Source organism: Neomegalonema perideroedes DSM 15528 (genome assembly GCF_000374145.1).
Classification (GTDB): Bacteria; Pseudomonadota; Alphaproteobacteria; order Rhodobacterales; family Rhodobacteraceae; genus Neomegalonema; species Neomegalonema perideroedes.
Genome location: NZ_KB893653.1, coordinates 255,774 through 277,783, shown reverse-complemented (window position 1 = coordinate 277,783; position 22,010 = coordinate 255,774). Strand labels below are relative to the sequence as shown.

At 68.0% G+C, this 22,010-nt stretch carries 23 protein-coding genes; 16 read left to right on the top strand and 7 right to left on the bottom strand.

What is annotated here, in order from left to right; all coding sequences use genetic code 11:
• Positions 1-390 precede the first annotated feature (390 nt).
• From B161_RS16165 to kdsA, 3 genes are all read left to right on the top strand, one after another.
• A complete protein-coding gene (locus B161_RS16165) occupies positions 391-828 on the top strand; it encodes a methyltransferase family protein (RefSeq protein ID WP_018631537.1) in 438 nt (145 codons plus the stop codon).
• 84 nt (positions 829-912) lie between these two features.
• Positions 913-2,211: a protelomerase family protein gene (locus tag B161_RS18430; RefSeq protein WP_018631536.1), complete on the top strand. Its 1,299-nt coding sequence runs from the start codon at positions 913-915 to the stop codon at positions 2,209-2,211.
• 92 nt (positions 2,212-2,303) lie between these two features.
• A complete protein-coding gene (gene kdsA / locus B161_RS0101260) occupies positions 2,304-3,158 on the top strand; it encodes a 3-deoxy-8-phosphooctulonate synthase (protein WP_018631535.1) in 855 nt (284 codons plus the stop codon).
• A gap of 336 nt (positions 3,159-3,494) precedes the next feature.
• On the opposite strand, the gene B161_RS0101250 is transcribed toward kdsA, so the two are convergent.
• The 3 genes from B161_RS0101250 to B161_RS18425 are packed head-to-tail and all read right to left on the bottom strand — an operon-like array spanning position 3,495 to position 5,556.
• Complete coding sequence (locus tag B161_RS0101250; RefSeq protein WP_018631532.1) at positions 3,495-3,887, bottom strand: HesB/IscA family protein; 393 nt, start codon at positions 3,885-3,887, stop codon at positions 3,495-3,497.
• An 11-nt stretch (positions 3,888-3,898) separates the two neighbouring features.
• Positions 3,899-4,339, bottom strand: a complete 441-nt coding sequence (locus B161_RS0101245; protein WP_018631531.1) for a DUF59 domain-containing protein — start codon at positions 4,337-4,339, stop codon at positions 3,899-3,901.
• Complete coding sequence (locus B161_RS18425; protein WP_018631529.1) at positions 4,336-5,556, bottom strand: cysteine hydrolase family protein; 1,221 nt, start codon at positions 5,554-5,556, stop codon at positions 4,336-4,338. The genes B161_RS0101245 and B161_RS18425 overlap by 4 nt, the downstream gene beginning before the upstream one ends.
• A 200-nt stretch (positions 5,557-5,756) precedes the next feature.
• Between B161_RS18425 and tgt the strand changes: the two genes are divergently transcribed.
• From tgt to B161_RS0101185, 11 genes are all read left to right on the top strand, one after another.
• Positions 5,757-6,890: a tRNA guanosine(34) transglycosylase Tgt gene (tgt, locus tag B161_RS0101235; protein ID WP_018631527.1), complete on the top strand. Its 1,134-nt coding sequence runs from the start codon at positions 5,757-5,759 to the stop codon at positions 6,888-6,890.
• The gene (locus B161_RS0101230; RefSeq protein WP_018631525.1) at positions 6,887-7,327 is read left to right on the top strand and encodes a GNAT family N-acetyltransferase; all 441 of its coding nucleotides are present in this window, start codon (positions 6,887-6,889) and stop codon (positions 7,325-7,327) included. The genes tgt and B161_RS0101230 overlap by 4 nt, the downstream gene beginning before the upstream one ends.
• A 100-nt stretch (positions 7,328-7,427) precedes the next feature.
• Positions 7,428-8,693 (top strand): phosphoribosylamine--glycine ligase, encoded by a 1,266-nt coding sequence (purD, locus tag B161_RS0101225; protein ID WP_018631523.1) that lies wholly within the window; start codon positions 7,428-7,430, stop codon positions 8,691-8,693.
• A gap of 228 nt (positions 8,694-8,921) precedes the next feature.
• Complete coding sequence (locus B161_RS18420; protein ID WP_018631522.1) at positions 8,922-9,503, top strand: hypothetical protein; 582 nt, start codon at positions 8,922-8,924, stop codon at positions 9,501-9,503.
• A gap of 153 nt (positions 9,504-9,656) precedes the next feature.
• On the top strand, positions 9,657-10,133 hold the full coding sequence (locus B161_RS0101215; protein ID WP_018631520.1) for an SspB family protein: 477 nt from the start codon (positions 9,657-9,659) through the stop codon (positions 10,131-10,133).
• 136 nt (positions 10,134-10,269) lie between these two features.
• On the top strand, positions 10,270-11,220 hold the full coding sequence (gene lpxC, locus B161_RS16145; protein WP_051085725.1) for a UDP-3-O-acyl-N-acetylglucosamine deacetylase: 951 nt from the start codon (positions 10,270-10,272) through the stop codon (positions 11,218-11,220).
• Positions 11,221-11,429: 209 nt separating this feature from the next.
• Positions 11,430-12,320 (top strand): outer membrane protein assembly factor BamD, encoded by an 891-nt coding sequence (locus tag B161_RS0101205; RefSeq protein WP_018631517.1) that lies wholly within the window; start codon positions 11,430-11,432, stop codon positions 12,318-12,320.
• A gap of 141 nt (positions 12,321-12,461) precedes the next feature.
• Entirely contained in the window at positions 12,462-14,153 is a 1,692-nt protein-coding gene (recN, locus tag B161_RS0101200; RefSeq protein WP_018631516.1) for a DNA repair protein RecN, read from the top strand.
• Positions 14,154-14,219: 66 nt separating this feature from the next.
• Positions 14,220-15,746 carry a UbiD family decarboxylase gene (locus B161_RS0101195; protein ID WP_018631515.1) on the top strand — a complete coding sequence of 509 codons (1,527 nt, stop codon included), beginning with the start codon at positions 14,220-14,222 and terminating at the stop codon, positions 15,744-15,746.
• Between the two features lie 119 nt (positions 15,747-15,865).
• Positions 15,866-16,468: a hypothetical protein gene (locus tag B161_RS0101190; protein ID WP_026310110.1), complete on the top strand. Its 603-nt coding sequence runs from the start codon at positions 15,866-15,868 to the stop codon at positions 16,466-16,468.
• Between the two features lie 153 nt (positions 16,469-16,621).
• Positions 16,622-16,897: a hypothetical protein gene (locus tag B161_RS0101185; RefSeq protein WP_018631514.1), complete on the top strand. Its 276-nt coding sequence runs from the start codon at positions 16,622-16,624 to the stop codon at positions 16,895-16,897.
• A gap of 6 nt (positions 16,898-16,903) precedes the next feature.
• Here B161_RS0101185 and B161_RS0101180 read toward each other — a convergent pair whose 3' ends face one another.
• The gene (locus tag B161_RS0101180) at positions 16,904-17,476 is read right to left on the bottom strand and encodes a nicotinate-nucleotide adenylyltransferase (protein ID WP_026310109.1); all 573 of its coding nucleotides are present in this window, start codon (positions 17,474-17,476) and stop codon (positions 16,904-16,906) included.
• A gap of 55 nt (positions 17,477-17,531) precedes the next feature.
• Complete coding sequence (locus B161_RS0101175) at positions 17,532-18,020, bottom strand: peroxiredoxin (RefSeq protein WP_018631512.1); 489 nt, start codon at positions 18,018-18,020, stop codon at positions 17,532-17,534.
• A 99-nt stretch (positions 18,021-18,119) separates the two neighbouring features.
• Between B161_RS0101175 and B161_RS0101170 the strand changes: the two genes are divergently transcribed.
• Together B161_RS0101170 and B161_RS0101165 are read left to right on the top strand one after the other, a co-directional pair.
• Positions 18,120-18,545, top strand: a complete 426-nt coding sequence (locus tag B161_RS0101170) for a hypothetical protein (RefSeq protein WP_018631511.1) — start codon at positions 18,120-18,122, stop codon at positions 18,543-18,545.
• Positions 18,546-18,547: 2 nt separating this feature from the next.
• The gene (locus B161_RS0101165) at positions 18,548-19,786 is read left to right on the top strand and encodes an NAD(P)/FAD-dependent oxidoreductase (RefSeq protein WP_040789013.1); all 1,239 of its coding nucleotides are present in this window, start codon (positions 18,548-18,550) and stop codon (positions 19,784-19,786) included.
• A gap of 79 nt (positions 19,787-19,865) precedes the next feature.
• On the opposite strand, the gene B161_RS16140 is transcribed toward B161_RS0101165, so the two are convergent.
• Both B161_RS16140 and B161_RS0101155 read right to left on the bottom strand, forming a co-directional pair.
• Entirely contained in the window at positions 19,866-20,480 is a 615-nt protein-coding gene (locus tag B161_RS16140) for a hypothetical protein (protein WP_040788888.1), read from the bottom strand.
• 466 nt (positions 20,481-20,946) lie between these two features.
• On the bottom strand, positions 20,947-21,798 hold the full coding sequence (locus B161_RS0101155) for a hypothetical protein (RefSeq protein ID WP_026310108.1): 852 nt from the start codon (positions 21,796-21,798) through the stop codon (positions 20,947-20,949).
• Between the last annotated feature and the right edge of the window lie 212 nt (positions 21,799-22,010).

The following is a 22,010-nucleotide window of genomic DNA, read 5'->3' as shown; positions in this document are numbered from 1 at the left end:
GGCGGGACCAGAACCAAAGGTCAAGCGAGACGGCGTGCGGCTCGTCGCGACTCCTTTCGCAAGACCATTCGCATTTCAGGCCCTCCACGCCCGTTCGAACGCGCCCGGAGCGGCCTTCGGCCCCATATGGGGGATATGGCCGAAGCTCCAAGCCCTCGCCCGCCGCGCTTTCGCGTAAGATCGCCTGCGACCTCTTCTGCGGCGGAGCGGATTGCGCTCTAACATGGGTTCGCGGCCCTGTCCATGGGGGCGAAGTCCTCTAGCGGGGCCGGGCCGGAGATTCGGGAGAGGCTGAGGCCCGCAAGACGCGACGCTTGCGCCCTCGGCCTCCAGAAGTTTGAATTCTCAGGCGTTCCGCGCCGGAGCGCCTTTGACGAAAAGGAGTCCGCCATGTTGCGGCGTCTTGATCTTCCGCCTGTCTGGATGGCGCTTTCGGGCCTGACGATGCTGCTGATCGCCCTTTGGACGCCCTGGCGCTTCGACGCCGACCTTTGGGGCTGGCTGGCGATGCTCCTCGGCGCGGGCGCGATCTTTCTCGCGGCGCCGCAATTCCTGCTCGCGGCCACGCCGATCATGCCCCGCAACGATCCGGACAAGCTGCTGACGACCGGAATCTTCGGCTTCAGCCGCAATCCGATCTATCTCGGGATGCTCCTGATTCTGCTCGGCTGGGGATTGATCCTCGGCGCGCCGCCCGCGCTCCTGATTCCCTTCGGCTTCGCGGCGCTGATCGACAAGCGCTTCATCCGCGAGGAGGAGGGGCGGCTTCTGGCGCGCTTCCCCGATCAGGCGCCCGCCTATCTGGCGCGCGTGCGGCGCTGGCTTTGAATCGACGCGTGTTTCCCGAACGTTTAATCTAAGATCGCCGCAACGGAATCCCGTATGCTTAATCCTCAGGAGGCGCGAGGCCGCATGTCCGATCCTGAAGCCTCGGCGCCGCCCAAGGCCGCGAAGCCCCGCAAGCCCCGCGCCGTCGAAGCCCCCGGGCCCGCCCCGACTCCCGCCGCTCCGCAGGTCCGGAAGGCCCGGACGACCGCCAAAGCCGCGCCCAGAAGCGCCCCTCGAATCGCCAAGCGCCCCGCCGCTCCGCCGCCTCTGCGCCATTACGCTCTGGCGGAGGCGGTGGAGATCTTCATCCGCGACGCGCTGAAGCTGCTGACGCCCAAGCCCGTCAAGGACTGGCGGCGCAAGCTGGTCGTCCGCTGGGGCCGCGAGCGCGATCAATTCCGCAATAAGACCCCCGCCACGCAGAAGCTTTACGGCTCGCGCTTCCGGGCGCCTTTGCGCCGGGCGCTCGAAGAGGCCGGAGTCGCCCCTCAGATTCTGGAGGCCGTCTTCGAGGAGGTCCGCATCGAGCGCGAGATGGTCGCCGCCGTCAACGAGGATTACCGCCAGACGGTGGACGGCTCCAACCGCCATCTCGCGCGGGTGAGCGGTTGGCGCGAGATCCTCGCCGAGCTGACCCGCATGCTCGATTCGACGGACGCCCGCTTCCTCGCCCTCGGGCTGATGGGCCTGACGGGGCGCCGCTTCGTCGAGGTGCTGAAATTCGGCGATTTCGCCCCCGTGGATTCCGCTTTGCCTTCGGGCGTGCGGGTCCGGCAGAAATGGCTCGTCGAGTTCTCGGGGCAGGCCAAGACCCGCGGCGCCGAAGGCACCATGTTCGGCAAGAGCTATGTGATTCCGGTTCTCGCCCCCGCCGCGCGGATCCTCGACGCCTTCGCGCGGCTCCGCGCCGACCGCGAGGGCGCGCGCTGGGCCGAGATGACTCCGGCCAAGCTGAATTCGGCGGTGAATCCGCCCTTCAACAAGCTCTTGCGGGAATATCCGCCCATCGCCATGCGCTGGCCGCCGCATCCGACTCTAACGCTCAAGGCGCTGCGGGCCTTCTACGCCGAGGCCTGCATGGAGGCTTTCGCCCCGCCCATGACCAAAGCGCCCTATTTCGCGCGCATCCTCGGCCACGCCGAAACGCAATATGAAACCGCCCTCTCCTATATGACGCTCTCGCTGAACGAACAGGGGGCCTCGGCGGGCATGGAGGAGATCCACCGCCTGCTCATGGAGCGCGACGAAGCCCGCGAGGAGGGGATCAAAGCCAAAGCCGAGCGCGAAGCCGCCGAGGAGGCGCAACGCCTCGCCAAAGCGGAGGCCCTCGCCGCCAAGAGGGCGCGCCGGGCCGCCCGTCTGGCGCTGAAGCCGCCCTCCTGACCAGACGACGGCTTCGGGGCTCTGGACGCAGGCGGCGCGGCCGTGCTTCATGCCAGTCCATCCGAAGCCCCCTGTCGTCCCGGGAGTCCCCTATGAGCCCTCTCTCCTCACGCGTCGCGGCGGGCGGCGTCCTCTTCGACGCCGCCGCGCCTTTCGCGCTCATCGCCGGGCCTTGCCAGCTCGAATCCCGTCAGCACGCCCTCGACATGGCGGGCGCGCTCAAGGAGATCTGCGGCAGGCTGGGAATCGGGCTGGTCTATAAATCGAGCTTCGACAAGGCCAACCGCACCTCTCTCAGCGGCAGGCGCGGCGTGGGGCTGGAGGCGGCCCTCCCGATTTTCGACGAGATCCGCGCGAGCCTCGGCCTGCCGGTGCTGACCGACGTCCATGCCGAAGCGCAATGCGCCGAGGTCGCGCCTCATGTGGACGTGCTCCAGATTCCGGCCTTCCTCTGCCGTCAGACGGATCTTCTGATCGCCGCCGCCCGCACGGGCAAGGTGGTCAACGTCAAGAAGGGCCAGTTCCTCGCGCCCTGGGACATGCGCAACGTGGTGGCCAAGATCGCGGAATCGGGCAATCCCAACGTGCTGGCCACCGAGCGCGGCGTCTCCTTCGGCTATAACACGCTGGTCTCCGACATGCGGGCTCTGCCGATTCTGGCCGGGATCGGCGCGCCGGTGATCTTCGACGCCACCCATTCCGTGCAGCAGCCCGGCGGACAAGGCGGCTCCAGCGGCGGCGAGCGGCGCTTCGTCGAGACTCTGGCGCGGGCGGCTCTGGCGACGGGGGTGGTGGCGGGGCTCTTCATCGAGACCCATCAAGACCCCGACAAGGCCCCCTCGGACGGCCCGAATATGGTGCGGCTCGACAAGATCGAAGCGCTGCTGGAGCGGCTTCAGGCTCTGGACGCCGTGGCCAAGGCCCATCCTCAGCCGCCTGAGGCCTAAAAACGAAAAGGCCGCCGGACTTCCCGCCCGCGCGGCCCCTCGCCTGCTCTTAGTTGAAGAAGAAGACGTAGAGCAGGATGATGATGGGGATCGGAACTCCCAAAAGCCAAAGCGCTGCGCCTTTCATGGTGAAATCCTCCCTGCTGAACTTGTCTCGTCGCGCCGACGGAGCTTCGCCGACCTTCGTTTGGCGTAAATCGGAAGGATAGGCCCGCCTTTCAAGGGCGACGGAGGCGTTTTCAGAAAAATCCTTATGTTTTTCAGAATCTTGACGGCGAAATAAAAACGCCGCCTCTTGCGGGGCGGCGTCCGGGGCTCTTCAGAAAGGGCGGGCCTTCAACGGCCGCAATCCTGAATATCGCCGTCGGCGGGCTCGGGTTGTCCGGCGAATTTCACCGATTCGCCGCAGCCGCAGCTGTCCACCACGTTGGGATTGCGGAATTTGAAGCCGGACTCCAGAAGGCCCGTCTCATAATCCACCTCGCAGCCGAGCAGGAACATGGCCGCCATGGGCGAAACCAGCACCCGGGCGCCCTCCTGCTCGATCAGCTCTTCGCCGGGCTTGCGCTCGGAAGCCTCCTCCATGACGTATTCCATGCCCGCGCAGCCGCCCTTCTTCACGCCGAGGCGCAAAGCGTAGACGCCTTTCTCCTCGGCCATGGCGCGGATGCGCTTCATGGCGCGGGGCGTCAGGGTGAGGAAGGCTTTTCCGGGAATCATGAAGCTCATGGCGCGCCTCCTTACAAATAGCCCAATTCAAGCTTCGCCTCGTCGGTGAGGCGGTCCATGGTCCATGGCGGATCCCAGACCAATTCGACCTCGGCCTGCTTGACCCCCGGCAGGGGCTCGACGGCGTCGACCACCCAGCCGGGCATTTCTCCGGCCACCGGACAGCCCGGCGCCGTGAGCGTCATCTCGATCCGAACCACGCCCTCCGCGTCGACGCGGATGGAGTAGACCAGTCCGAGATCATAGATGTTCACCGGAATCTCGGGATCGTAGATGGTGCGCAGAGCCGCCTCGATCTCCGGGAAGAGCGGATGCTCGACGCTGGAGGGCGAGATCAGCGGCACGCCCTCGGGGATCTCCTCCGAGATCGCCGCGGCGTCCTTCTGAGAAGCTTCGCGCGCCTCCTCCTCGGAGCGGGCGGCGGTTTCGGAGCGGTCTATGGACTCGGTCATGGCTTGGACGGATCCGGTTCCGATGCGAGGAGATTCTCCAGAGGAATATAGGGAGCTGCGGCGGCTTCGTCCATGGCGCCGGCCTGAGGCCCGAAAGCGCGGCGCGCCTCCCGGGGGGCCTCCCGGGATTCGGCGGGCGCTTCTTCCGAATCCTCCGTCCGATCCGCGGCCAGAACCTCGCTCGCCCTCTGGAATTCGCGGGATTCCAGAATCGCCGCGAGAATGGCCTCCATCGAAGGCTCCTCGTCGGACTCCTCCTGCGGCTCTTCAGGCGGCGGAGCGGTCCGAACCGCGGCGGCGGCGGCTCCCGCCGCCCGCGCGGCCATCGGGGCCAAAGCGGGCTGCGGGCGGGCCGGACGCTCCGCAGGCGCGGCGGCGGGCGGCGCGGCGGGCGTCTCTCCCGCCCAAGCGGCGGCGATCCGCGCGCCGAGTTTCTCCGCCGCTTTGATCTCCGGGCCTTTGAGCGCGGGGGCCTCGGACTTCTCCGCCGGCCGCCCGAGCTGGGGCGCGAAGGGCAAGGCCGCCGCCGAAGCCGCCACCACGGAGGCCGCCGCTTCGTTGACGTCCTCCACGTCATGCAGGCTCATGCCGAAGTTGCGCCGCAAAAGCGTCGCCAGATCCTGAGCAGGCCGCACGTCGGCGAAGCCGCGGTGCATCGCCCGCAGCGAGGCCAAATGGGCCTCCGGCGCGCGGTCGAGGCAGCAATCCGCCGCCACGACGCATTGAAATCCGGCGCAGACGGCGTCCCGCAGCGAGGATTCCACCTCCAGATGCGTGAGCCCTCCCGCGAAGATCAGCGTGGAGATCCCCGCGTCGCGCAGCAGATGGGGCGCGAGGCTCGCGCCAGGATAAAAGAGGCTCGGCGGACGGGCCCGCACCGCCAGATCCCCCGCGCGCCGAGGCGCCTCGGGGGCGAATTCGTCTTGCTCCGCCGTCGCGCGCGCCGCGCCCAGAGTCAGAGCGAGGCCGGGCGGAACCGGGGAATCGTCGGGCCGCGCCCAGAGCGTCCTGCCGCCCACCAGCCGCAGCGTCTCCGCGAGGGCCCCGAGCCGCGCCAGCGCGCCCTGCGCATGCGGCGCCTGCTGGAGAAGTCCGCGCGTCAGGCCCACCACGACCAGAGCGGTCGCGGGCGCGTCAAGCTCGGGATAGGCCCAGCGGCGGCCGCGCCGCGCCTCCGCCTCATCCCAGACTTCAGCCAGATCCATGGCGAGGCTCATAAGCCGCTCGCGCCTCCACGCCTGATCGAGGGTCCTCCCTCCCCGGAGCCTTCCCCATCCTGAAAAACGCCCTTCGCCCTTTCGCCGCGTCCTCCCGCATCGTATGGAGGGGGCGGTGGGATCGGCGGGCGGCGCCATGTTAGCAAGCCCGGTCCCATTCTGAAACCCGGCCTTTTCCGAAAACGGAGCGAACCACCAAGATGACCTCTGCGGCCTTTCGCTTCACCCTGCTCGCGCGCGACGGCGCCGCCCGGCGCGGACGCGTCGATTCGCCGCGCGGCTCCATCGAGACCCCCGCCTTCATGCCGGTCGGCACGGCGGCGACGGTCAAGGCCATGCGCCCCGAGGAGGTGCGCGCGACCGGCGCCGAGATCCTGCTCGGCAATACTTACCATCTGATGCTGCGGCCGGGCGCGGATCTGATGGAGAAGCTCGGGGGGCTGCATGAGTTCATGAACTGGCCCCGGCCCATCCTGACCGATTCGGGGGGCTATCAGGTGATGTCTCTGGCGGGGCTGCGCAAGCTGGACGAATCAGGCGTGCGCTTCCGCAGCCATGTCGACGGCTCGGAGCATATGCTCAGCCCCGAGACCTCCATGGAGATTCAGCGCAAGCTCGGCTCGGACATCGTCATGGCCTTCGACGAATGCGCCCCCTGGCCCATCGACGAGGCGGGCGCGGCCTCCTCCATGCGGCTGTCGATGCGCTGGGCGAAGCGCTCGCGCGAGGCCTTCGGCGACCGGCCCGGCCATGCGCTGTTTGGGATTCAACAAGGCTCGGTCCATAAGGATCTCCGCGAAGAATCCTCGAAGGCCCTGACCGAGATCGGCTTCGAGGGCTACGCCGTGGGCGGTCTGGCGGTGGGCGAGGGTCAGGAGCTGATGTTCTCCACCCTCGATTTCTGCGCCGGGATGCTGCCGGAGGACAAGCCGCGCTATCTGATGGGCGTCGGCAAGCCGGACGACATCCTCGGCGCGGTGGAGCGCGGAATCGACATGTTCGATTGCGTCCTGCCGACCCGCTCGGGCCGCAACGGACAGGCCTTCACCCGGCGCGGGCCGCTCAACGTCAAGAACGCCCGCCATAAGGCCGACCGCCGTCCCATCGACGAGGATTGCGCCTGCCCGGCCTGCCGCGACTTCAGCCGGGCCTATCATCATCATCTCTATAAGACGGGGGAAATCCTCTCCTCCATGCTCGTGACCCAGCATAATCTGACCTATTATCAGGATCTCATGCGGGGAATCCGGGCGGCCATCGAGGCGGGGAGCCTCGCGGAATTCGCCGCCGAGACCCGCGCCCGCTGGGCCGAAGGCGACATAGACCCGCTATGACTCTCCTCATCCGCCCCTATGAGCCCGCCGATCTGGAGCCGCTTTCGGCGATTTGGTTCGAGGCCTCGCGGCGGGCCCATGGCTTCCTCGGCGAGGCGCGTCTGCGCGAACAGCACAAACTGATCGAAGAGGTTTATCTCCCTCAGGCGGAGAATTGGGTGGCGCTGCGTTCCGACGAGCCTGTGGGCTTCATCGGGCTGATCGACGACTTCATCGGCGGCCTCTTCGTGGATCCCTCGGCGCAAGGACGCGGAATCGGGCGGGCTCTGGTCGCCCGCGCCCTGAGGCTCAAGGGGCGGCTGGAGCTTGAGGTCTATGCGCAAAACGCCTCCGCGCGCGGATTCTACGAGCGCCTCGGCTTTCAGGAGATCCTCCGCCGCGAGCTGAACGACGAAGGCCTTCCCTTCCCCAACCTCCGCATGAGGCTGGAGGCTTGAACCTGCGGTCTTGAAGCGCATCCCGCCTCCCGCTCTGGCGCGCGAAGCCGGAAGGCTTTAAGCCCCTCCCGACGGCGTAGAGCGAGAGAAAGGGCGAGACATGCGGGTTCTGATGCTGGGCGGCGGAGGCCGCGAAAACGCTCTTTGCTGGAAATTGGCGCAAAGCCCCCTGCTCACGAAGCTTTGGCGCAGCGCGAACGGCGCCTCTCTGCCGGAGGGCGTCGCCTCCGCCGCGGTGAATCCGCTGGACCCGAAGGCGGTCGAGGCCTTCGCCCGCGCCGAGAAGCTCGACCTGATCGTGATCGGCCCCGAGGCGCCCCTGGAGGCGGGGGTTTCGGATCGCCTGACGGCGGCGGGCTTCCGCGTCTTCGGCCCGAGCCGCGCGGCGGCCCAACTGGAGATCTCCAAGAGCTTCACCAAAGAGGTCTGCGACGCCTGCGGCGCCCCGACCGCCCGCTGGCGGCGCTTCGAGGCTCTGGATCCCGCTCTGGATTACGTGAGGGCGGAAGGCGCGCCCATCGTCGTCAAAGCCGACGGGCTGGCCGCGGGCAAAGGCGTGACCGTGGCCGCCACGCTCGACGAGGCGGAAGAGGCCCTCCGGCATATCTTCGGCGGCGGCTTCGGCAAGCCCGAGGTGGTGGTCGAGCAGGTGCTGACCGGCGAGGAGGCCAGCCTCTTCGCCCTCGTGGACGGCGAGACGGCCGTTCCCCTCGCGGGGGCTCAGGACCATAAGCGCGCCTATGACGGCGACCAAGGCCCCAACACCGGCGGCATGGGCGCCTATTCGCCCGCCCCCGTGCTGGACGAGGCCGTCACGGAGCGCGCCATGGCGCGCATCATCCGCCCCATCGCCCGCGAGATGGCGCGGCGCGGGACGCCCTATCGCGGAGTGATCTTCGCGGGGCTGATGATCGAAGCGGGCGAGCCGAGCCTCATCGAGATCAACGCCCGTTTCGGCGATCCGGAATGTCAGGCGCTCATGCCGCGCCTCGAGTCGGATCTGCTGCCCGCGCTTCTGGCGGTCGCCGAGGGGCGGCTGAGCGAGATCTCGCTGTCCTGGAGCCCTGAGACCTGCCTTGCGGTGGTCATGGCGGCCAAGGGCTATCCCGGCGACTACGTCCGCAGCAGCGAGATCCGGGGCGTCGGGCGGGCGGAGGCTTCGGGGGCTCTGGTCTTCCTCGCCGGCGCCAAACGCGAGGAGGCGCGCCTGATCGCCGAGGGCGGGCGCGTGCTGAGCGTCGTCGCCTCGGGCGCGACCGCCGCCGAAGCGCAAAAGCGCGCCTACGCCGCCGTGGACCTCATCGACTGGCCCGAGGGCTTCCATCGCCGCGACATCGGCGCCCGCGCCGTGGCCCGGGGCGCCTGAAGCGCGATCCGAAAAGTTTGAAAGACTTTTCGGACCAAGCGCGCGACCCAGCAAAGGCTGGGGCGCCCGCGCCGCTGCGCGGGGCGAGACCACAGGGTTAACGCACGTTAAAGGAGATTTTCGGGCGGGATTTCCCCTGACGGGCATCTTGTGCTAAGCTCCGGCCTGATCCGGCGCCTCGCCCTTCGAGGGCGAAGCGCCTCTTCACGTTTCAGGAGTCTGAGGTCCATGCGTTTGAAACCCGCCGCCGCTGTGATCGCCGCCGTTCTGCTCGCCGCCCCGCCCGCCGCCTTCGCCGACGACGTGAAGGACGCCATTCAGGCCGCGCTCGAAGCCTATGAGGCGGGCGATCTGGTCGAGACGAAATTCTCCCTCGACACGGCTTCCCAGCTGATCTCCGAGCAGCGCGCCGCCACCCTCGCCGAGGTTCTGCCCGCCGCCTTCGACGGCTGGACCGCCGAAGACGCCGAGGCCTCCGGCATGGGCGTGGCCGCCGCGATGTTCGGCGGCGGAACCACCGTCTCGCGCGAATACGTCAAGACCGGATCCCGCGACAACGTCGAGGTCGCCCTGATCCTGGATTCGCCCATGGTGACGCAGTTCGCGGCCATCATGAGCAGCCCGCAGATGACCGCCTCCATGGGCAAAAGCGCCCGCTTCGGACGTCATCGCGGTCTGGAGACCAGCGAGGGCGAATTTCAGATCGTCGTGGCCAACCGCGCCCTCGTGACCGTCGGCGGCTCCGCCTCCCTTGAGGAGAAACGCGCCTACGCCGAGAAGATCGACTTCGACGCCATCGCGAATTTCTAAGCCCGAACCCCGCGCCCGACCTCCTCAGACCACGGTCGGGCGCGGCGCAAATGCGACAGAATCCCCGGGAAGCGCCGCCGAGCGCGTTTTCGTTTGCGTCGTCCGCTCATCGGTGAAAGATCAGGAGCGCAGAACGAAGCTCCCGGAGGAGTCATGAGCGGGGACACGCTGAACTACAGGGAGATCATGCGCGACGCCTTTTTAGGCGTGGCGCGTCGGATCCTCGCGCAGGCCGCCGAATACGGCCTTCAGGGCGAGACGCATTTCTACATCTCCTTTCGGACGGATCATCCGGGCGTGGTGATGTCCGCGCGCGTGAAGGCGCAATACGCCGAAGAGATCACCATCGTCCTTCAGAACGAGTTCTGGGATCTGGCCGTAGCCTCAGATCGCTTCTCCGTGGGCCTGAACTTCGACGACGTCCCCGAGACCATCGTCGTGCCGTTGCAGGCCCTGACGCGCTTCGTCGATCCTTCGGCGAAATTCGGCTTCGAGATCCCGGCCACCGACGACGACGAGGATCCCGACTCCGCTTTCGAGGAGGATCCCGAGCCGCCTTCTCCTTCGCCCGGCCCCGCCGCGCCCGGCGAGGGTCAGGTCGTCAGCCTCGACGCCTTCCGCAAGCGCTGACCCCATCCCTTTGCGCGTCTCCTCGCGGATCCTGTCATATTTCGACATGATCCGTGATTTGTCTTGGCCTTTGGTCAAAGGCATCCTGCTCCATGAACAAGACCGGAAACGGCGTCACGGACGAGGGATCGAGATCATGCGGCGGAGCTTGAAGCGGCCTATCCATCTGCAGGGCGTGGGCGTGCATAGCGGCGCGCCCGCTCGTCTGACCCTCCGCCCCTCCGCGCCCGAAACCGGATACGTCGTCCATCGCCGCGACCTGACCGGCGAGGCCGCCTTCATCCCCGCCCGCTACGACCTCGTGACCGACACGCGGCTCTGCACCAAGCTGACCAACGCCCATGGCGGAAGCGTCGGCACGGTGGAGCATCTCATGGCGGCCCTCGCGGGCTGCGGCGTGGACGACGTCCTCGTCGAGATCGACGGCCCGGAGGTCCCCATCATGGACGGCGGCTCGCGCCCCTTCGTCGAGGCGATCCTCGCGGCGGGCCTGAGCGAGGCCGACGCCCCTTTGCAGGCGATCCGCATCCTCGCGCCCGTCGAGGTCCGGCATGAGGACAAGCTCGCCCGGCTGGAGCCCTGCGCCCGCTTCGAGGGCCGCTTCATGATCGAATTCCCAGATCCGGCCATCGGACGTCAGGAGATCGCGCTCGACCTCACGGGAGACGCCTTCGTCGAGGAGCTGGCCGCGGCCCGCACTTTCGGCCGGCTCTTCGAGATCGAGAAGCTGCGCGAAATGGGCCTGACCCGCGGCGGCTCGCTGGAGAACGCCGTGGTGGTGGACGGCGGCCGGGTGCTGAATCCGGGCGGGCTGCGCTGGTCCGACGAATTCGTGCGCCATAAGATGCTCGACGCCGTGGGCGATCTGGCTCTGGCGGGCGCGCCGATCCTCGGGCGCTACGTCGGCGAGAAGGCCGGCCACGACATGACCAACCGCCTTCTGCGCGCGCTGTTCGCGGCGCCGCATCTCTGGCGCTTCGAGAGCGTCGAGGGCGCGCGCGGGGCCGTGCTGCCCGACGCTCTGCCGCTGAGCCTGCCGCTGGAGGCCGTTCCGCCGGTCGCCGCCGGGCTGCGCGCCACGGCCTGAACGGGCTTCTCCGGCTCTCCACGGGCTCCTCCGTATAGTCAGCCTGCGAATTTTCGCGGGAGTCGACGCGCGCAGAGGAGATGTTTATGCTCCGGCGCGAGGTTGGGGCGCGAGGTTGGGGCGCAAGATCGGGCGCGGGGCGTCGGTCGGCTCCCTAGGCCCTTGGGGCGCTCAGCCCGTTCAGAACCGATGATCCGGAGGCGAGACACATGGCGCTAACTTCCAGCGCGCGTTCCGTGGCGAAGCTTGGGGCCGCGGCCCTCCTCATGACGGCCTTAGCCGGCTGCCAGACCGCCCGCGACGCCTATGACGGCGCCGCAAGCTGGTTCACGAGCGGAGCAGACAGCCGCCTCGCCCGTCCCGGCGAAACGCCCGAATCGATCTTCGGCCGCGCCGAGGCCCTGATGAACGCGCAGAACTATCGCGCCGCGGCCCCGCTCTTCGACGAAGTCGAGCGCCTGCATCCCTATTCGCCCTACGCCAAGCGGGCCATGATCATGTCGGCCTTCGCCTCCTTCGAGGCGGCGGAATACGACAAGGCCATCCTCGCCGCCGACCGCTTCGTCGATTTCTATCCGAGCGACGCGGAGACGGCTTATGCGCGCTATCTCATCGCGCAATCCTATTACGAGCGCATCGTGGACGTGGGCCGCGACCAATCCGTCACCGAAGAGGCGCAGACCGCCCTTGAAGAGGTGATCCTCCGTCATCCCGGCACGCCCTACGCCCGCGAGGCTCAGGTTCAGCTCGACCTCGTGCGCGACCATCTGGCGGGCAAGGAGATGGAGATCGGCCGCTTCTATCTGGCGCGCGGCGATTATCTCGCGGCGATCAACCGCTTCCGCAACGTGGTCGAGAACCATCAGGGCTCGACCCATGTGCCCGAGGCGCTCCATCGCCTCGTCGAATCCTATCTGCGCCTCGGCGTGGTGAGCGAGGCGCGTTCGGCGGCGGCGGTTCTGGGCCATAACTACCCCGGTTCGGAGTGGTATCAGGCTTCTTACGCCATGCTGCAGGGACAGGGCCTCTCGCCGGAGATGGGTTCGGGCTCATGGCTGCGCCGGATCTATCGTCAGGTGATCGAGGGCGAGATCCTCTGACCGGTCCGAAAAGCGATCAAAAGGCGACCGAAAGACGAAACCCGCTTTTCGCCGCCGCCGCGTGAGGCTATGAAGATCCGGAGCGCCGAAATCCCGGCGCTCCAGACCTGAACTTCACATGCTTACGGGGGCCGCCTGGCCATGCTCCGACGGCTCGTCATCCGCGACGTGGTTCTGATCGAAGCGCTGGATCTGAGCTTTCGCGAAGGTCTCGGCGCGCTGACCGGCGAGACCGGCGCGGGCAAATCCATTCTCCTGGACGCGCTCGGGCTGGCTCTGGGCGCGCGGGGCGGGGCCGAGGTCCTGCGGGTCGGGGCTTCTCAGGCTCTGGTCATGGCCGAATTCGACATCCCCGAGACCCATCCCGTCCGGGCTTGGGCCGAGGAACAGGGCTATCTCTGGGAGCCCGGCGAGCCGCTGATTCTGCGCCGCGCCATCTCGGCGGAGGGCCGCAGCCGCGCCTTCCTCAACGATCAGCCCGCCAGCCTGACGGCGCTCAAGGCGGCGGGGGGGCTGCTCGTCGAGATCCATGGCCAATTCGACGAGCGCGGCCTGCTGAATCCGGCCGGACATCGCCATTTGCTCGACGCCTACGCCGGGAACGCCGCGCGCCTGACCGAGATCCGGCGGCTCTGGCGCGCCCGCAGCGAGGCCGAAGCCGCCCGCCGCGAAGCCGAAGCCGCTCTGACCGAGGCCCGCCGCGAAGTCGATTTCATCTCCCACGCCCTTGAAGAACTGGACGACCTCGCGCCCGAGCCCGGCGAGGAGGAGACGCTCGACGTCACGCGCCGCAGCCTGCGCCGCGCCGAGCAGATCGCCGGAGACGTGGCCAAAGCCGCCGAGCTTCTCGGGGCTCAGGGCGCGGAGGGGCGCATGGCCGAGGCCGTCCGCTGGCTGGAGGGCGCCGCGCCCAAAGCCGAGGGTCTGCTTGATCCGGCCCTGACGGCTCTGGACCGCGCTTTGACCGAGCTTTCGGAGGCCGCCCGCGAGGTGGATCGGGCTCTGGAATCTCTGGCTTTCGATCCGCGCCGTCTGGAGGAGGCCGAGGAGCGGCTTTTCGCTCTGCGCGGGCTGGCGCGCAAACATCAGACTCAGGTCGAGGAATTGCCGAAGCTCCGCGAGGTTCTGGCGGCGAAGATGGCCTTCATCTCGGCGGGCGAGGAGCGGCTTCAGACCTTGGCCGCCGCCGCCGAAGCGGCCCGCAAAGCCTATTCCCTCGCCGCCGGGGAGCTGAGCGCGGCGCGGCGGAAGGCGGGCGAGGCTCTGGCGGCGGCCGTCGCCGAGGAGCTGGCGCCTCTGCGCATGGAGCGGGCGCAATTCCGGGTGAAGATCGAATCCGACCCCGCTCACGCCGGATCCGAAGGTCAGGACCGCGTGAGCTTCGAGGCGGCGACCAATCCGGGTTCGCGTCCGGGGCCTTTGGACAAGATCGCCTCGGGCGGCGAATTGGCGCGCTTCCTTCTGGCGATCAAGGCGCGGCTGTCCTCTTCGGAGGAGCCGAAAACCCTCATCTTCGACGAAATCGACAGCGGCGTGGGCGGCGCCACCGCCGACGCCGTGGGGCGCCGTCTCCAGAAGATCGGCGAGGCGGGGCAGGCTCTGGCGGTGACTCATTCGCCGCAGGTGGCGGCGCGGGCGCGCGATCACTGGCGAATCTCCAAAAGGCTGGTCGAGACGGAAAACGGCCTCTCCGCCCGCACCGAGGTCGAGGCTCTGACCGGAGTCGCGCGGCTGGAGGAATTGGCGCGCATGCTGGCGGGCGAGATCGTCACGCCTCAGGCCCGCGAGGCCGCCGCCAGCCTCTTGGCCCTCGCGCAGGAGAAGGCGGCTTAACTCGCCCCTCCCCTTCCTGAGCTAAGCCCGCTAAGACTCGGGCCGGTTCCGATCAGGGAGGCTTTCATGGCTTACGGCTCGCTGCGCGATTTCCTCGAGAGTCTGGAGGCCAAAGGCCAATTGGTCCGCATCCGCGAGCGGGTGTCTCTGGATCGCGAGATCACCGAGATCCATAAGCGCGTCCTGCATGCGGGCGGCCCGGCGCTGCTCTTCGAGAACGCGGTCCATGCCGACGGACGCCCCTCGGAGATGCCGGTTCTGGCCAATCTCTTCGGCACGGTGGAGCGCGTCGCCCGCGCGGTGACCCTCGGGGGCAAGGAGCGCCGCACCGCCCGGGATCTGCGCGAAGTCGGCGAATTGCTGGCCTTTCTGCGTCAGCCCGAGCCGCCCGGCTCTCTGCGCGAGGCCATGGGCATGCTGCCCATCGCCAAGACCGTTCTCGGCATGAAGCCGAAGACCATCGGCGGCGGCGGATTGCTCGGCGGCTCGGCCCCCACGCAAGAGGTGGTCCTGCAAGGCGACGAGATCGACCTCGACCGCATTCCCATCCAAACCTGCTGGCCCGACGAGCCCGCGCCGCTCGTGACTTGGCCCCTCGTCGTGACCAAAGGCCCCGGCGAAGGCAAAGAGGATAATTTCAACCTCGGCGTCTACCGGATGCAGAAGCTGGGCAAGAATAAGCTCATCATGCGTTGGCTGAAGCATCGCGGCGGGGCGCAGCACCATCGGCGCTGGAAGGCCGAGCGGCCCGAGCCTCTGCCTGCGGCGGCGGTGATCGGCGCGGATCCCGGCGTGATCCTCGCCGCCGTGACGCCGGTGCCGGACACGCTGAGCGAATATCACTTCGCGGGCTTGCTGCGCGGCAAAGCGGCGGAGCTGGTCCCCTGCAAGACGGTGCCTCTGAAGGTTCCGGCTCAGGCGGAGATCGTGCTCGAAGGCCATGTCAGCCTCGACGAGACCGCTCCTGAAGGCCCCTATGGCGACCATACCGGCTATTACAATTCGGTCGAGCAGTTCCCGGTCTTCACCGTCAGCGCGATCACCATGCGCAAAAAGCCGATCTATCTGACCACCTACACGGGCCGCCCGCCCGACGAGCCCGCCATCCTCGGCGAGGCGCTGAACGAGGTCTTCATCCCGCTGTTGCAGGGCCAATTCCCCGAGATCCTCGATTTCTGGCTTCCGCCCGAAGGCTGCAGCTACCGCATCGCGGTGATCCAGATGCGCAAGGCCTATCCGGGCCACGCCAAGCGCGTGATGCTCGGGGCTTGGAGCTTCCTGCGGCAATTCATGTACACCAAATGGGTCATCGTGGTGGATGAGGACATCGACCCCCGCGACTGGAAAGACGTCTGGTGGGCCGTCGTGACCCGCATGGACCCCGCGCGGGACATCACCATGCTGGAGAACACCCCCATCGACTACCTCGATTTCGCCTCCCCGGTTTCGGGTCTGGGCTCGAAGATCGGCCTCGACGCGACCGATAAATGGGAAGGCGAGACCAATCGCGAATGGGGCCGCAAGCTCGACATGGATTCCGAGACCAAAGCCCGCGTGGACGCCATCTGGCGAAAGCTGAATCTGCCGGGGTGAGGGGAGGCGGCCCTTTTAAAGCCGCAGGACGGCCTTCCTTTCGTCCAGATTCCATCCAAAGTGGAGATGAATCGGCGATGCGCGTTTTCAAACCGCCGAATCTTCTACAGGAGCCTCACATGTCCCGCCTTTGGATCGCGCGCGCCTTGAGCGCAGCCTTCGCCGCACCGCTGTTGTTCGGGGCGGCTCCCCTTCTGGCGGAGACCAAATGCAAGTGGACTCCTGAAGGCGGCCTCCAATGCGATCCGCCGGTCGTGGCGGGACAGCCTCAGCCGGCGCCGCCTGATTCCTTGCCCGGGGTCGACCCCCTTCTGGCGGAGACCAAATGCAAATGGACTCCTGAAGGCGGCCTCCAATGCGATCCGCCGGTCGTGGTGGGACAGCCTCAGCCGACGCCGCCCAATCCCGACGTCCCGGGTTCCCTTCCCCTCGCCTTCCCCTACGCCTCCGGCCCGGCTCCCATCACGATCAGCCCCTACGACGCCTCCGGCTCCCCCCTCGGCCCCTCTCCCTTCGGCTCCGTCGGCTCCCCCCCTCCCTTCGGCTCCATAGAGCTGGGTCCGTCCTGCTGCGGCGTCGAGCTTGCGCCCAAGCCTTCCTGGCGCGCCGGGGAAGGACTCCTCATCGAGCCGAAAGCCGAGATTTTCAGAGATGAGCAGCTTGATAAATTCTCCCGTCCGCCGCTGAGCGGGCCTGCTCCCCTGCTCCTCCCCGCCCGCTGAACAACGGCGAAAGGCTCTGAGCGGCGGGGGCCTTCCTGAGGGGGCGCGCTCTTATTTTCGCCCTGCGCGAGTCTTTTTCCCGCCGCAAATTCCCCTCAGGGTTGTTTGCGCGGAGGGGTCGGCCTCTCCCCTCGGATGGACAGGAGATTCGTCATGTCTCGGATTTTGGTCTTGTTCGGCGCCGTCGCGGCTCTGGCCGCGCCGCTCGCTTTTTCAGCTGCGGCTTCGGCGCAGCAGCCCCCCGCGCCGGGGCCTCGCCATGTCGTGACGGCGCCCGCCTTGGATCAGCGCGCCGCGCGCCCCGCCTTACAGCCGGATTCTCTGCGCCTTCCCGGCTCCGCCCTCTGGCCCGCGCTGAATCCTCAGCCGATTCCGCCCGTCGACAGAGGCGCCTTGAATCCCCAGCCGATTCCGCCGGTCTTCAGATAAAGCGGCTCAGGGCCAGCTTCCCGCCGCGCGCAGCGCCGTCGAGGAGAGCTTGGAGGTCGGGCCGCGCGCCAGCAGAACCCAAGCGGGCGGCGCGAGGAAAGGCAGCATCGGCGCCGCGCCCTCGGCGAGCCGCGCCTGAGCATAGCGCCGCACGGCGGGCGAAAGCCCCGCCTTGACCACCGATTGCGGCCGCGCCACCACCGCCAGAGGGAAGTTTTCGAGAATCCAATCCCAATCCTCCCATTTGTGGAATTGGGCGAGGTTGTCGGCGCCCATGATCCAGACGAAACGGGTGCGGGGATAAAGCCGTTGCAGATGCGCCAGAGTGTCGGCGCTGTAGCGCGCGCCGAGACGCTCCTCGATTCCCGTCACCGAGACGCCCGGAATCCCGGCCATCAGCGCGCGGCAAGCCTTGATGCGGCGCTCCAGATCGGCGGGCGGGCGCGGCTTCAGCGGATTCCCCGGCGTGACCAGAACCCACAGCCGCTTCAGGCGGAGTCGGCGCATGGCCGTCTCCACCACCAGACGATGGCCCTCATGCGGCGGATCGAAAGACCCGCCGAAGAGCCCGACGCTCAAGCCGCGCGGCGGCGCGGCCGGATCACGCAGCATGAGCGCGCTTCTCCCTCAGGGGTCAGATCTGGTCGAGCAGGAAGCCGCCCGTGGAGCAGGTCGCTTCGCTGGGGACGTCCTCGACGAGCAGCTTTTTGACCACGCCGTCCTCGACCAGCATGGCGTAGCGCTTGGAGCGCACCCCAAGCCCGCGGGCGGTCAGATCGAGATCCATGCCGATGGCCTTGGCGAAGGCCGCCGAGCCGTCGGCGAGCAGCGCGACCTTGCCGTCGGCGCCGCTGGCTTTGGACCATGCGTCGAGCACGAAGACGTCGTTGACGGTGGTGCCCGCCACTTCGTCGATTCCCTTGGCCTTGAATTTATCGACGTTGGCGACGTAGCTCGGCAGATGGGCCTTGTCGCAGGTGGGCGTGAAGGCGCCGGGCGCCGCGAAGAAAGCCACTTTGCGTCCGCCGAAGAACTCCTTCGTCGTCACGGGCTTGGGGCCTTCGGCGGTCATGACCGTGAAGGTCGCCTCCGGCAGGCGGTCGCCTTCTTGAATCTGGGCCATGTGGTTTCTCCTCCCAACCTACCCCAAAGCGGGGGCCTTGCAACCTGCGGCCCCAAGCGGCAAAAGTCGAGGGCTGATTTCAGGGAGAGGCCGCCGCTCATGACCTTCCTTCGTCGCAGGGCCGCGCGCGCGGTCCTCGCCCTTTCCGTCCTTCTGAGCGCCTGCGCGCCGCCTCCGCCGCATCTGGCCCGGACGCGGGCTCTGGCGCCCGGCGAGATCCTCGGCGCGATGAGCCATCGCAAGATCGTCGAATATCGGCCGGACGGGACCGAGGGAATCCTCCGCTTCTATGAGGACGGACGCGCCACCTACGCCGGAGCCGCCGCGCAATGGGCCGCGCCCTGGCGCGCGGAAGGCCCCGGAGTCTGCTTCGACGAGCCGCGCCCGCATTGCTATGATCTGGCGCATGAGCAAGGCCGCTGGTTCGTGGCCACGCCCCGCGAAGGCGGAGCGCCGCGCCGCTGGTATGAGATGAAGCGCATCGACGAGCCCGCCAACGTGCGGCCTGACGCGGCGGGGTTATGATCATGGTTCCGGATTCAATCGTCGTGGCGGGGGCGGGACAGGCGGGGCTTCAGCTCTGCGACAGCCTGCGCAAAGGCGGATTCAAGGGGCGTCTGACTTTGCTCGGCGAAGAGGCTTGGCCGCCTTATCAGCGTCCGCCGCTCTCCAAGGCCTATCTCCTCGGCGCAATGGCGCGGGATCGGCTGTTTCTCAAGCCGGAAAGCTTCTACGCCGATCATGGAATCGATCTGCGCCTGAAGGCGCGGGCGGTCGAGATCGACCGCAAGGCCGGGCGCGTCAGACTGGAGGACGGCGACTCCCTCGCTTATGAGGCTTTGGTTCTGGCGACGGGCGCGCGGGCGCGGCCTCTGGATCGACCGGGCGCCGGGCTGGAGGGCGTCCATGTGATCCGGGGCATGGCCGACATCGACCGACTCGCGCCGGAGATCCGTCCGGGGGCGAAGGCGGTGATTCTCGGCGGCGGCTACGTCGGGTTGGAGGCGGCGGCGGCTCTGCGCGGACGCGGCATGGAGGCGGCGGTGATCCATCGCTCGGAGCGGCTGCTCTCGCGGGTGGCCAGCGTCGAGACGGCGGCGGCGCTTCAGGCGATCCACGAAGCGGAGGGCGTGCATATCCGCCTCCGCCAGACGCTCCACGCCCTTGAAGGCGAAGGCCGGGTCCAGCGCGCCGCCGTCGAGCGGGTGGAGGTGGATCACGTCCGCCGCATCCATGAGGCCGAGTTGGAGGCGGATCTCGTGGTGGCGGGAATCGGGGCTCTGCCCAATCAGGATCTCGCGCGGGGAGCGGATCTGCGCACCGAAAACGGCATCCGCACCGACGCCGATTGCCGCACGAGCGATCCGGCCATCTACGCCATCGGCGATTGCGCCGAGCGCGAGGATCCGCGCTATGGGCCTCTGCGGCTGGAATCGGTGCAGAACGCCATAGATCAGGGCAAGATCGCCGCAGCCGCGATCCTCGGCCAGCCGCGCCCGACCGAACAGGCGCCTTGGTTCTGGTCCGACCAGTTCGACGTGAAATTGCAGTCGGCGGGCCTGCCCTACGGCTATGATCAGGCCGTGATCCGCAAAGGCGCGGGACGCTCTCAGGCGGTCTGGCTCTTCCGCGAGGGCGTGCTCATCGCCGTCGAGGCCCTGAACGACGCCCGCGCCTATATGACCGGCAAACGCTGGATCGAGCAGGGCCGCAGCCCCGATCCCGCAGATCTGGCCGATCCGGCGCGGGATCTCAAGACGCTGTGAGCGCAGGAAAAAGCCCCTCCTCCGGCGCGGAGAAGGGGCGAGCGCGAAACTGCGCAGGCGGCCCGGAGGCCGCCCGAGGTCACATCACGCAGACGTAGTTCTGATTGGTCAGCTGCGCCAGCGAACCGCCGCGCACGATGCAATCCTGAATCGTCGCGTCGAGCGCGTTCTTCGTGCCGGTGTAGCCCGTCTCCACGTCAGGCGGAGTGATGTAGGGCGAGGGTTCGGCGGAAACCGGCTCGTAATTGCAGAAATAGCTGAGATCGCCGGACTGCTGGGCCATGCCGCCGTTGGCGTAGCAGGCGCGCAGGCTGCCGTCGGCGCCGCTCATGTCGAGCTTCTGCGTCGAGGAGGGGCGCGCCGCCATGGAATCGGCGGGCACCACGTTCAGGCCCGGATAGGGCGAGCCGCTCGTCGTCGGGGAAGCCGCCCGCACCGGCGCCGCGTAGACCGCGGAGGAGGCCGAAGGCGTGTAGACCGGCGCGGAGCCGACGCCCGGCGCAGGGGCAGGATTATAAATAGGGGCCGCCGCCACCACCGAAGAGGCCGGCTGGATGGAGACCCGGAGGTCCGAAAGACCCGAGGCGCCGCCGAACGCGCCGCTCAGGGCTTCGTTGGCCACAGTCGGGGCCGCCGCCGCCAGACCGAAGGCCGCCGCCAGAGCCAGAGTCGTCGCCGGATTCCTCTTGAACATTCACATACTCCTTGATGAAGCTCGCGCTCTCGTCACCCGCCGTTCCATGTAGGGCGGAAAATGATGAAGAGGCCAACCCCCCCCGGCTGATCCGTAGGGATGGAGTCTGAGGCGAAAGTTTTGACAAGACGTGAAAATAGGTCGCGGCGACCATGAAAACGCCGCAATTCGAATTGTTTTTATTACAAAAAATATTCCGCCTTCCAACGGATGCGGCGGCGCACAAAAGAACGTTCCGAGCCCTATCCTTACGGATAGGTTTCGAAAAATTATTCTCCGAATGCGAATCAAAATGTTCCCATGCGCGATTCCCCCACAGGGGTTCGCGCATGGCGTGCGGCTTTTCGCGAATCACTCCGCCCCGCCGCCTCTTCGCCTGAGAGGCGGCGCGAAGGCGTCAGGCCGCGCGGGAGGCGCGCCTCCCGCTCCGGGCGGATCCCTTCAGAAAGTCCGGATCAGGACCGGATCACTGGGCGGCGGGCGCCGTCGTGACGATCGAGGCGGGCAGAACCTGCTGCGCCGGAACGGAGAGGCTCCGGTAGATGTCGCCGGTCAGGCAGAGGAAGCGGCCGTCCAGAGCATGGGCCGAGATTCCGCCCTGCTCGCGGCAAGCCGCGGAGGCGACCGGATCCTCTTGCAGATTCAGCGTCACGAAGCCCTCGGAGCCCGCCGAAGCCGTCGGGGCGCTATAGGTCGGCGAGACGAAGCTCTGGGTGGTCGTCACGCTGGTCGTGGAGGGCAGAGCCGCCGGAAGCGGGGCCGGAGCCGCGAATTGCGGAGCCGGGGCGGGGGCGGCGAATTGCTGCGGCGCCGGGACCGGCTGGAAGGCCGGAGCGGGGGCGGCGAACTGGGGCGCGAAGGCGTCCTGAGCCGGAGGCTGCGGAATCGCGGCGGGCGCGGGGGCCTGAACGATCGGCGCGGTCTGGGTCGAGGTCACCACGACCGAGGGCGGCACCGCCGTGAAGGCGACCGGCTGCTGCACCACGCCCTGACCGGGAATGGAGGTGGATTCGACGCGGATCGCCTCGACGCCGGGCAGAGAAACCGCGCCGAGCTGCGCGGCGGCGCCCGGAGCGGCCACGCCGCCGACGCAAACCTGCGCGCCGCTGGTGGTGGCCATCATCTGTCCGCCGCGCGAGGCGCAGACGTCGGCGTTCTGCACGAGCTGGGGCGCGGCCGAGGCCGGAAGGCCCGCGCCGAGCGCCTGCAGCATCAGGTCGACGGAAGGATCGGCGGTCTGGGCGGAAGCGGGCGCGGCGCCGAAAGCGAGAAGGGCGGCGAAGGCGGTCGGCGCGAAGCGCGGAATCTGACGAATCATAAGAGGCTCCTCCTGCGGGGGGTCGCGAGCTTGTCGGGAAAGATAAAGGTTTGGTTGCGCCCGCTTCAATGGCGCGTGCGGCGAGTCCGCCTCGCGAGGGAGCGTCTGTCTCCTGAAGGCCACATGAGGTTAAGACGCGTTGCGCCCGCGACGCGGGGGGGCTACAACCCCTTCAGGACGCCCGACCCCTGAGCCGGGCCTTTCCGCATGAC

What these genes read in the sequence shown, in the direction of transcription:
- B161_RS16165 (WP_018631537.1), top strand. Translation starts at nt 391, where the DNA reads ATGTTGCGGCGTCTTGATCTTCCGCCTGTCTGGATGGCGCTTTCGGGC.
- B161_RS18430 (WP_018631536.1), top strand. Translation starts at nt 913, where the DNA reads ATGTCCGATCCTGAAGCCTCGGCGCCGCCCAAGGCCGCGAAGCCCCGC.
- kdsA (WP_018631535.1), top strand. Translation starts at nt 2,304, where the DNA reads ATGAGCCCTCTCTCCTCACGCGTCGCGGCGGGCGGCGTCCTCTTCGAC.
- B161_RS0101250 (WP_018631532.1), bottom strand. Translation starts at nt 3,887, where the DNA reads ATGAGCTTCATGATTCCCGGAAAAGCCTTCCTCACCCTGACGCCCCGC.
- B161_RS0101245 (WP_018631531.1), bottom strand. Translation starts at nt 4,339, where the DNA reads ATGACCGAGTCCATAGACCGCTCCGAAACCGCCGCCCGCTCCGAGGAG.
- B161_RS18425 (WP_018631529.1), bottom strand. Translation starts at nt 5,556, where the DNA reads ATGAGCCTCGCCATGGATCTGGCTGAAGTCTGGGATGAGGCGGAGGCG.
- tgt (WP_018631527.1), top strand. Translation starts at nt 5,757, where the DNA reads ATGACCTCTGCGGCCTTTCGCTTCACCCTGCTCGCGCGCGACGGCGCC.
- B161_RS0101230 (WP_018631525.1), top strand. Translation starts at nt 6,887, where the DNA reads ATGACTCTCCTCATCCGCCCCTATGAGCCCGCCGATCTGGAGCCGCTT.
- purD (WP_018631523.1), top strand. Translation starts at nt 7,428, where the DNA reads ATGCGGGTTCTGATGCTGGGCGGCGGAGGCCGCGAAAACGCTCTTTGC.
- B161_RS18420 (WP_018631522.1), top strand. Translation starts at nt 8,922, where the DNA reads ATGCGTTTGAAACCCGCCGCCGCTGTGATCGCCGCCGTTCTGCTCGCC.
- B161_RS0101215 (WP_018631520.1), top strand. Translation starts at nt 9,657, where the DNA reads ATGAGCGGGGACACGCTGAACTACAGGGAGATCATGCGCGACGCCTTT.
- lpxC (WP_051085725.1), top strand. Translation starts at nt 10,270, where the DNA reads ATGCGGCGGAGCTTGAAGCGGCCTATCCATCTGCAGGGCGTGGGCGTG.
- B161_RS0101205 (WP_018631517.1), top strand. Translation starts at nt 11,430, where the DNA reads ATGGCGCTAACTTCCAGCGCGCGTTCCGTGGCGAAGCTTGGGGCCGCG.
- recN (WP_018631516.1), top strand. Translation starts at nt 12,462, where the DNA reads ATGCTCCGACGGCTCGTCATCCGCGACGTGGTTCTGATCGAAGCGCTG.
- B161_RS0101195 (WP_018631515.1), top strand. Translation starts at nt 14,220, where the DNA reads ATGGCTTACGGCTCGCTGCGCGATTTCCTCGAGAGTCTGGAGGCCAAA.
- B161_RS0101190 (WP_026310110.1), top strand. Translation starts at nt 15,866, where the DNA reads ATGTCCCGCCTTTGGATCGCGCGCGCCTTGAGCGCAGCCTTCGCCGCA.
- B161_RS0101185 (WP_018631514.1), top strand. Translation starts at nt 16,622, where the DNA reads ATGTCTCGGATTTTGGTCTTGTTCGGCGCCGTCGCGGCTCTGGCCGCG.
- B161_RS0101175 (WP_018631512.1), bottom strand. Translation starts at nt 18,020, where the DNA reads ATGGCCCAGATTCAAGAAGGCGACCGCCTGCCGGAGGCGACCTTCACG.
- B161_RS0101170 (WP_018631511.1), top strand. Translation starts at nt 18,120, where the DNA reads ATGACCTTCCTTCGTCGCAGGGCCGCGCGCGCGGTCCTCGCCCTTTCC.
- B161_RS0101165 (WP_040789013.1), top strand. Translation starts at nt 18,548, where the DNA reads ATGGTTCCGGATTCAATCGTCGTGGCGGGGGCGGGACAGGCGGGGCTT.
- B161_RS16140 (WP_040788888.1), bottom strand. Translation starts at nt 20,480, where the DNA reads ATGTTCAAGAGGAATCCGGCGACGACTCTGGCTCTGGCGGCGGCCTTC.
- B161_RS0101155 (WP_026310108.1), bottom strand. Translation starts at nt 21,798, where the DNA reads ATGATTCGTCAGATTCCGCGCTTCGCGCCGACCGCCTTCGCCGCCCTT.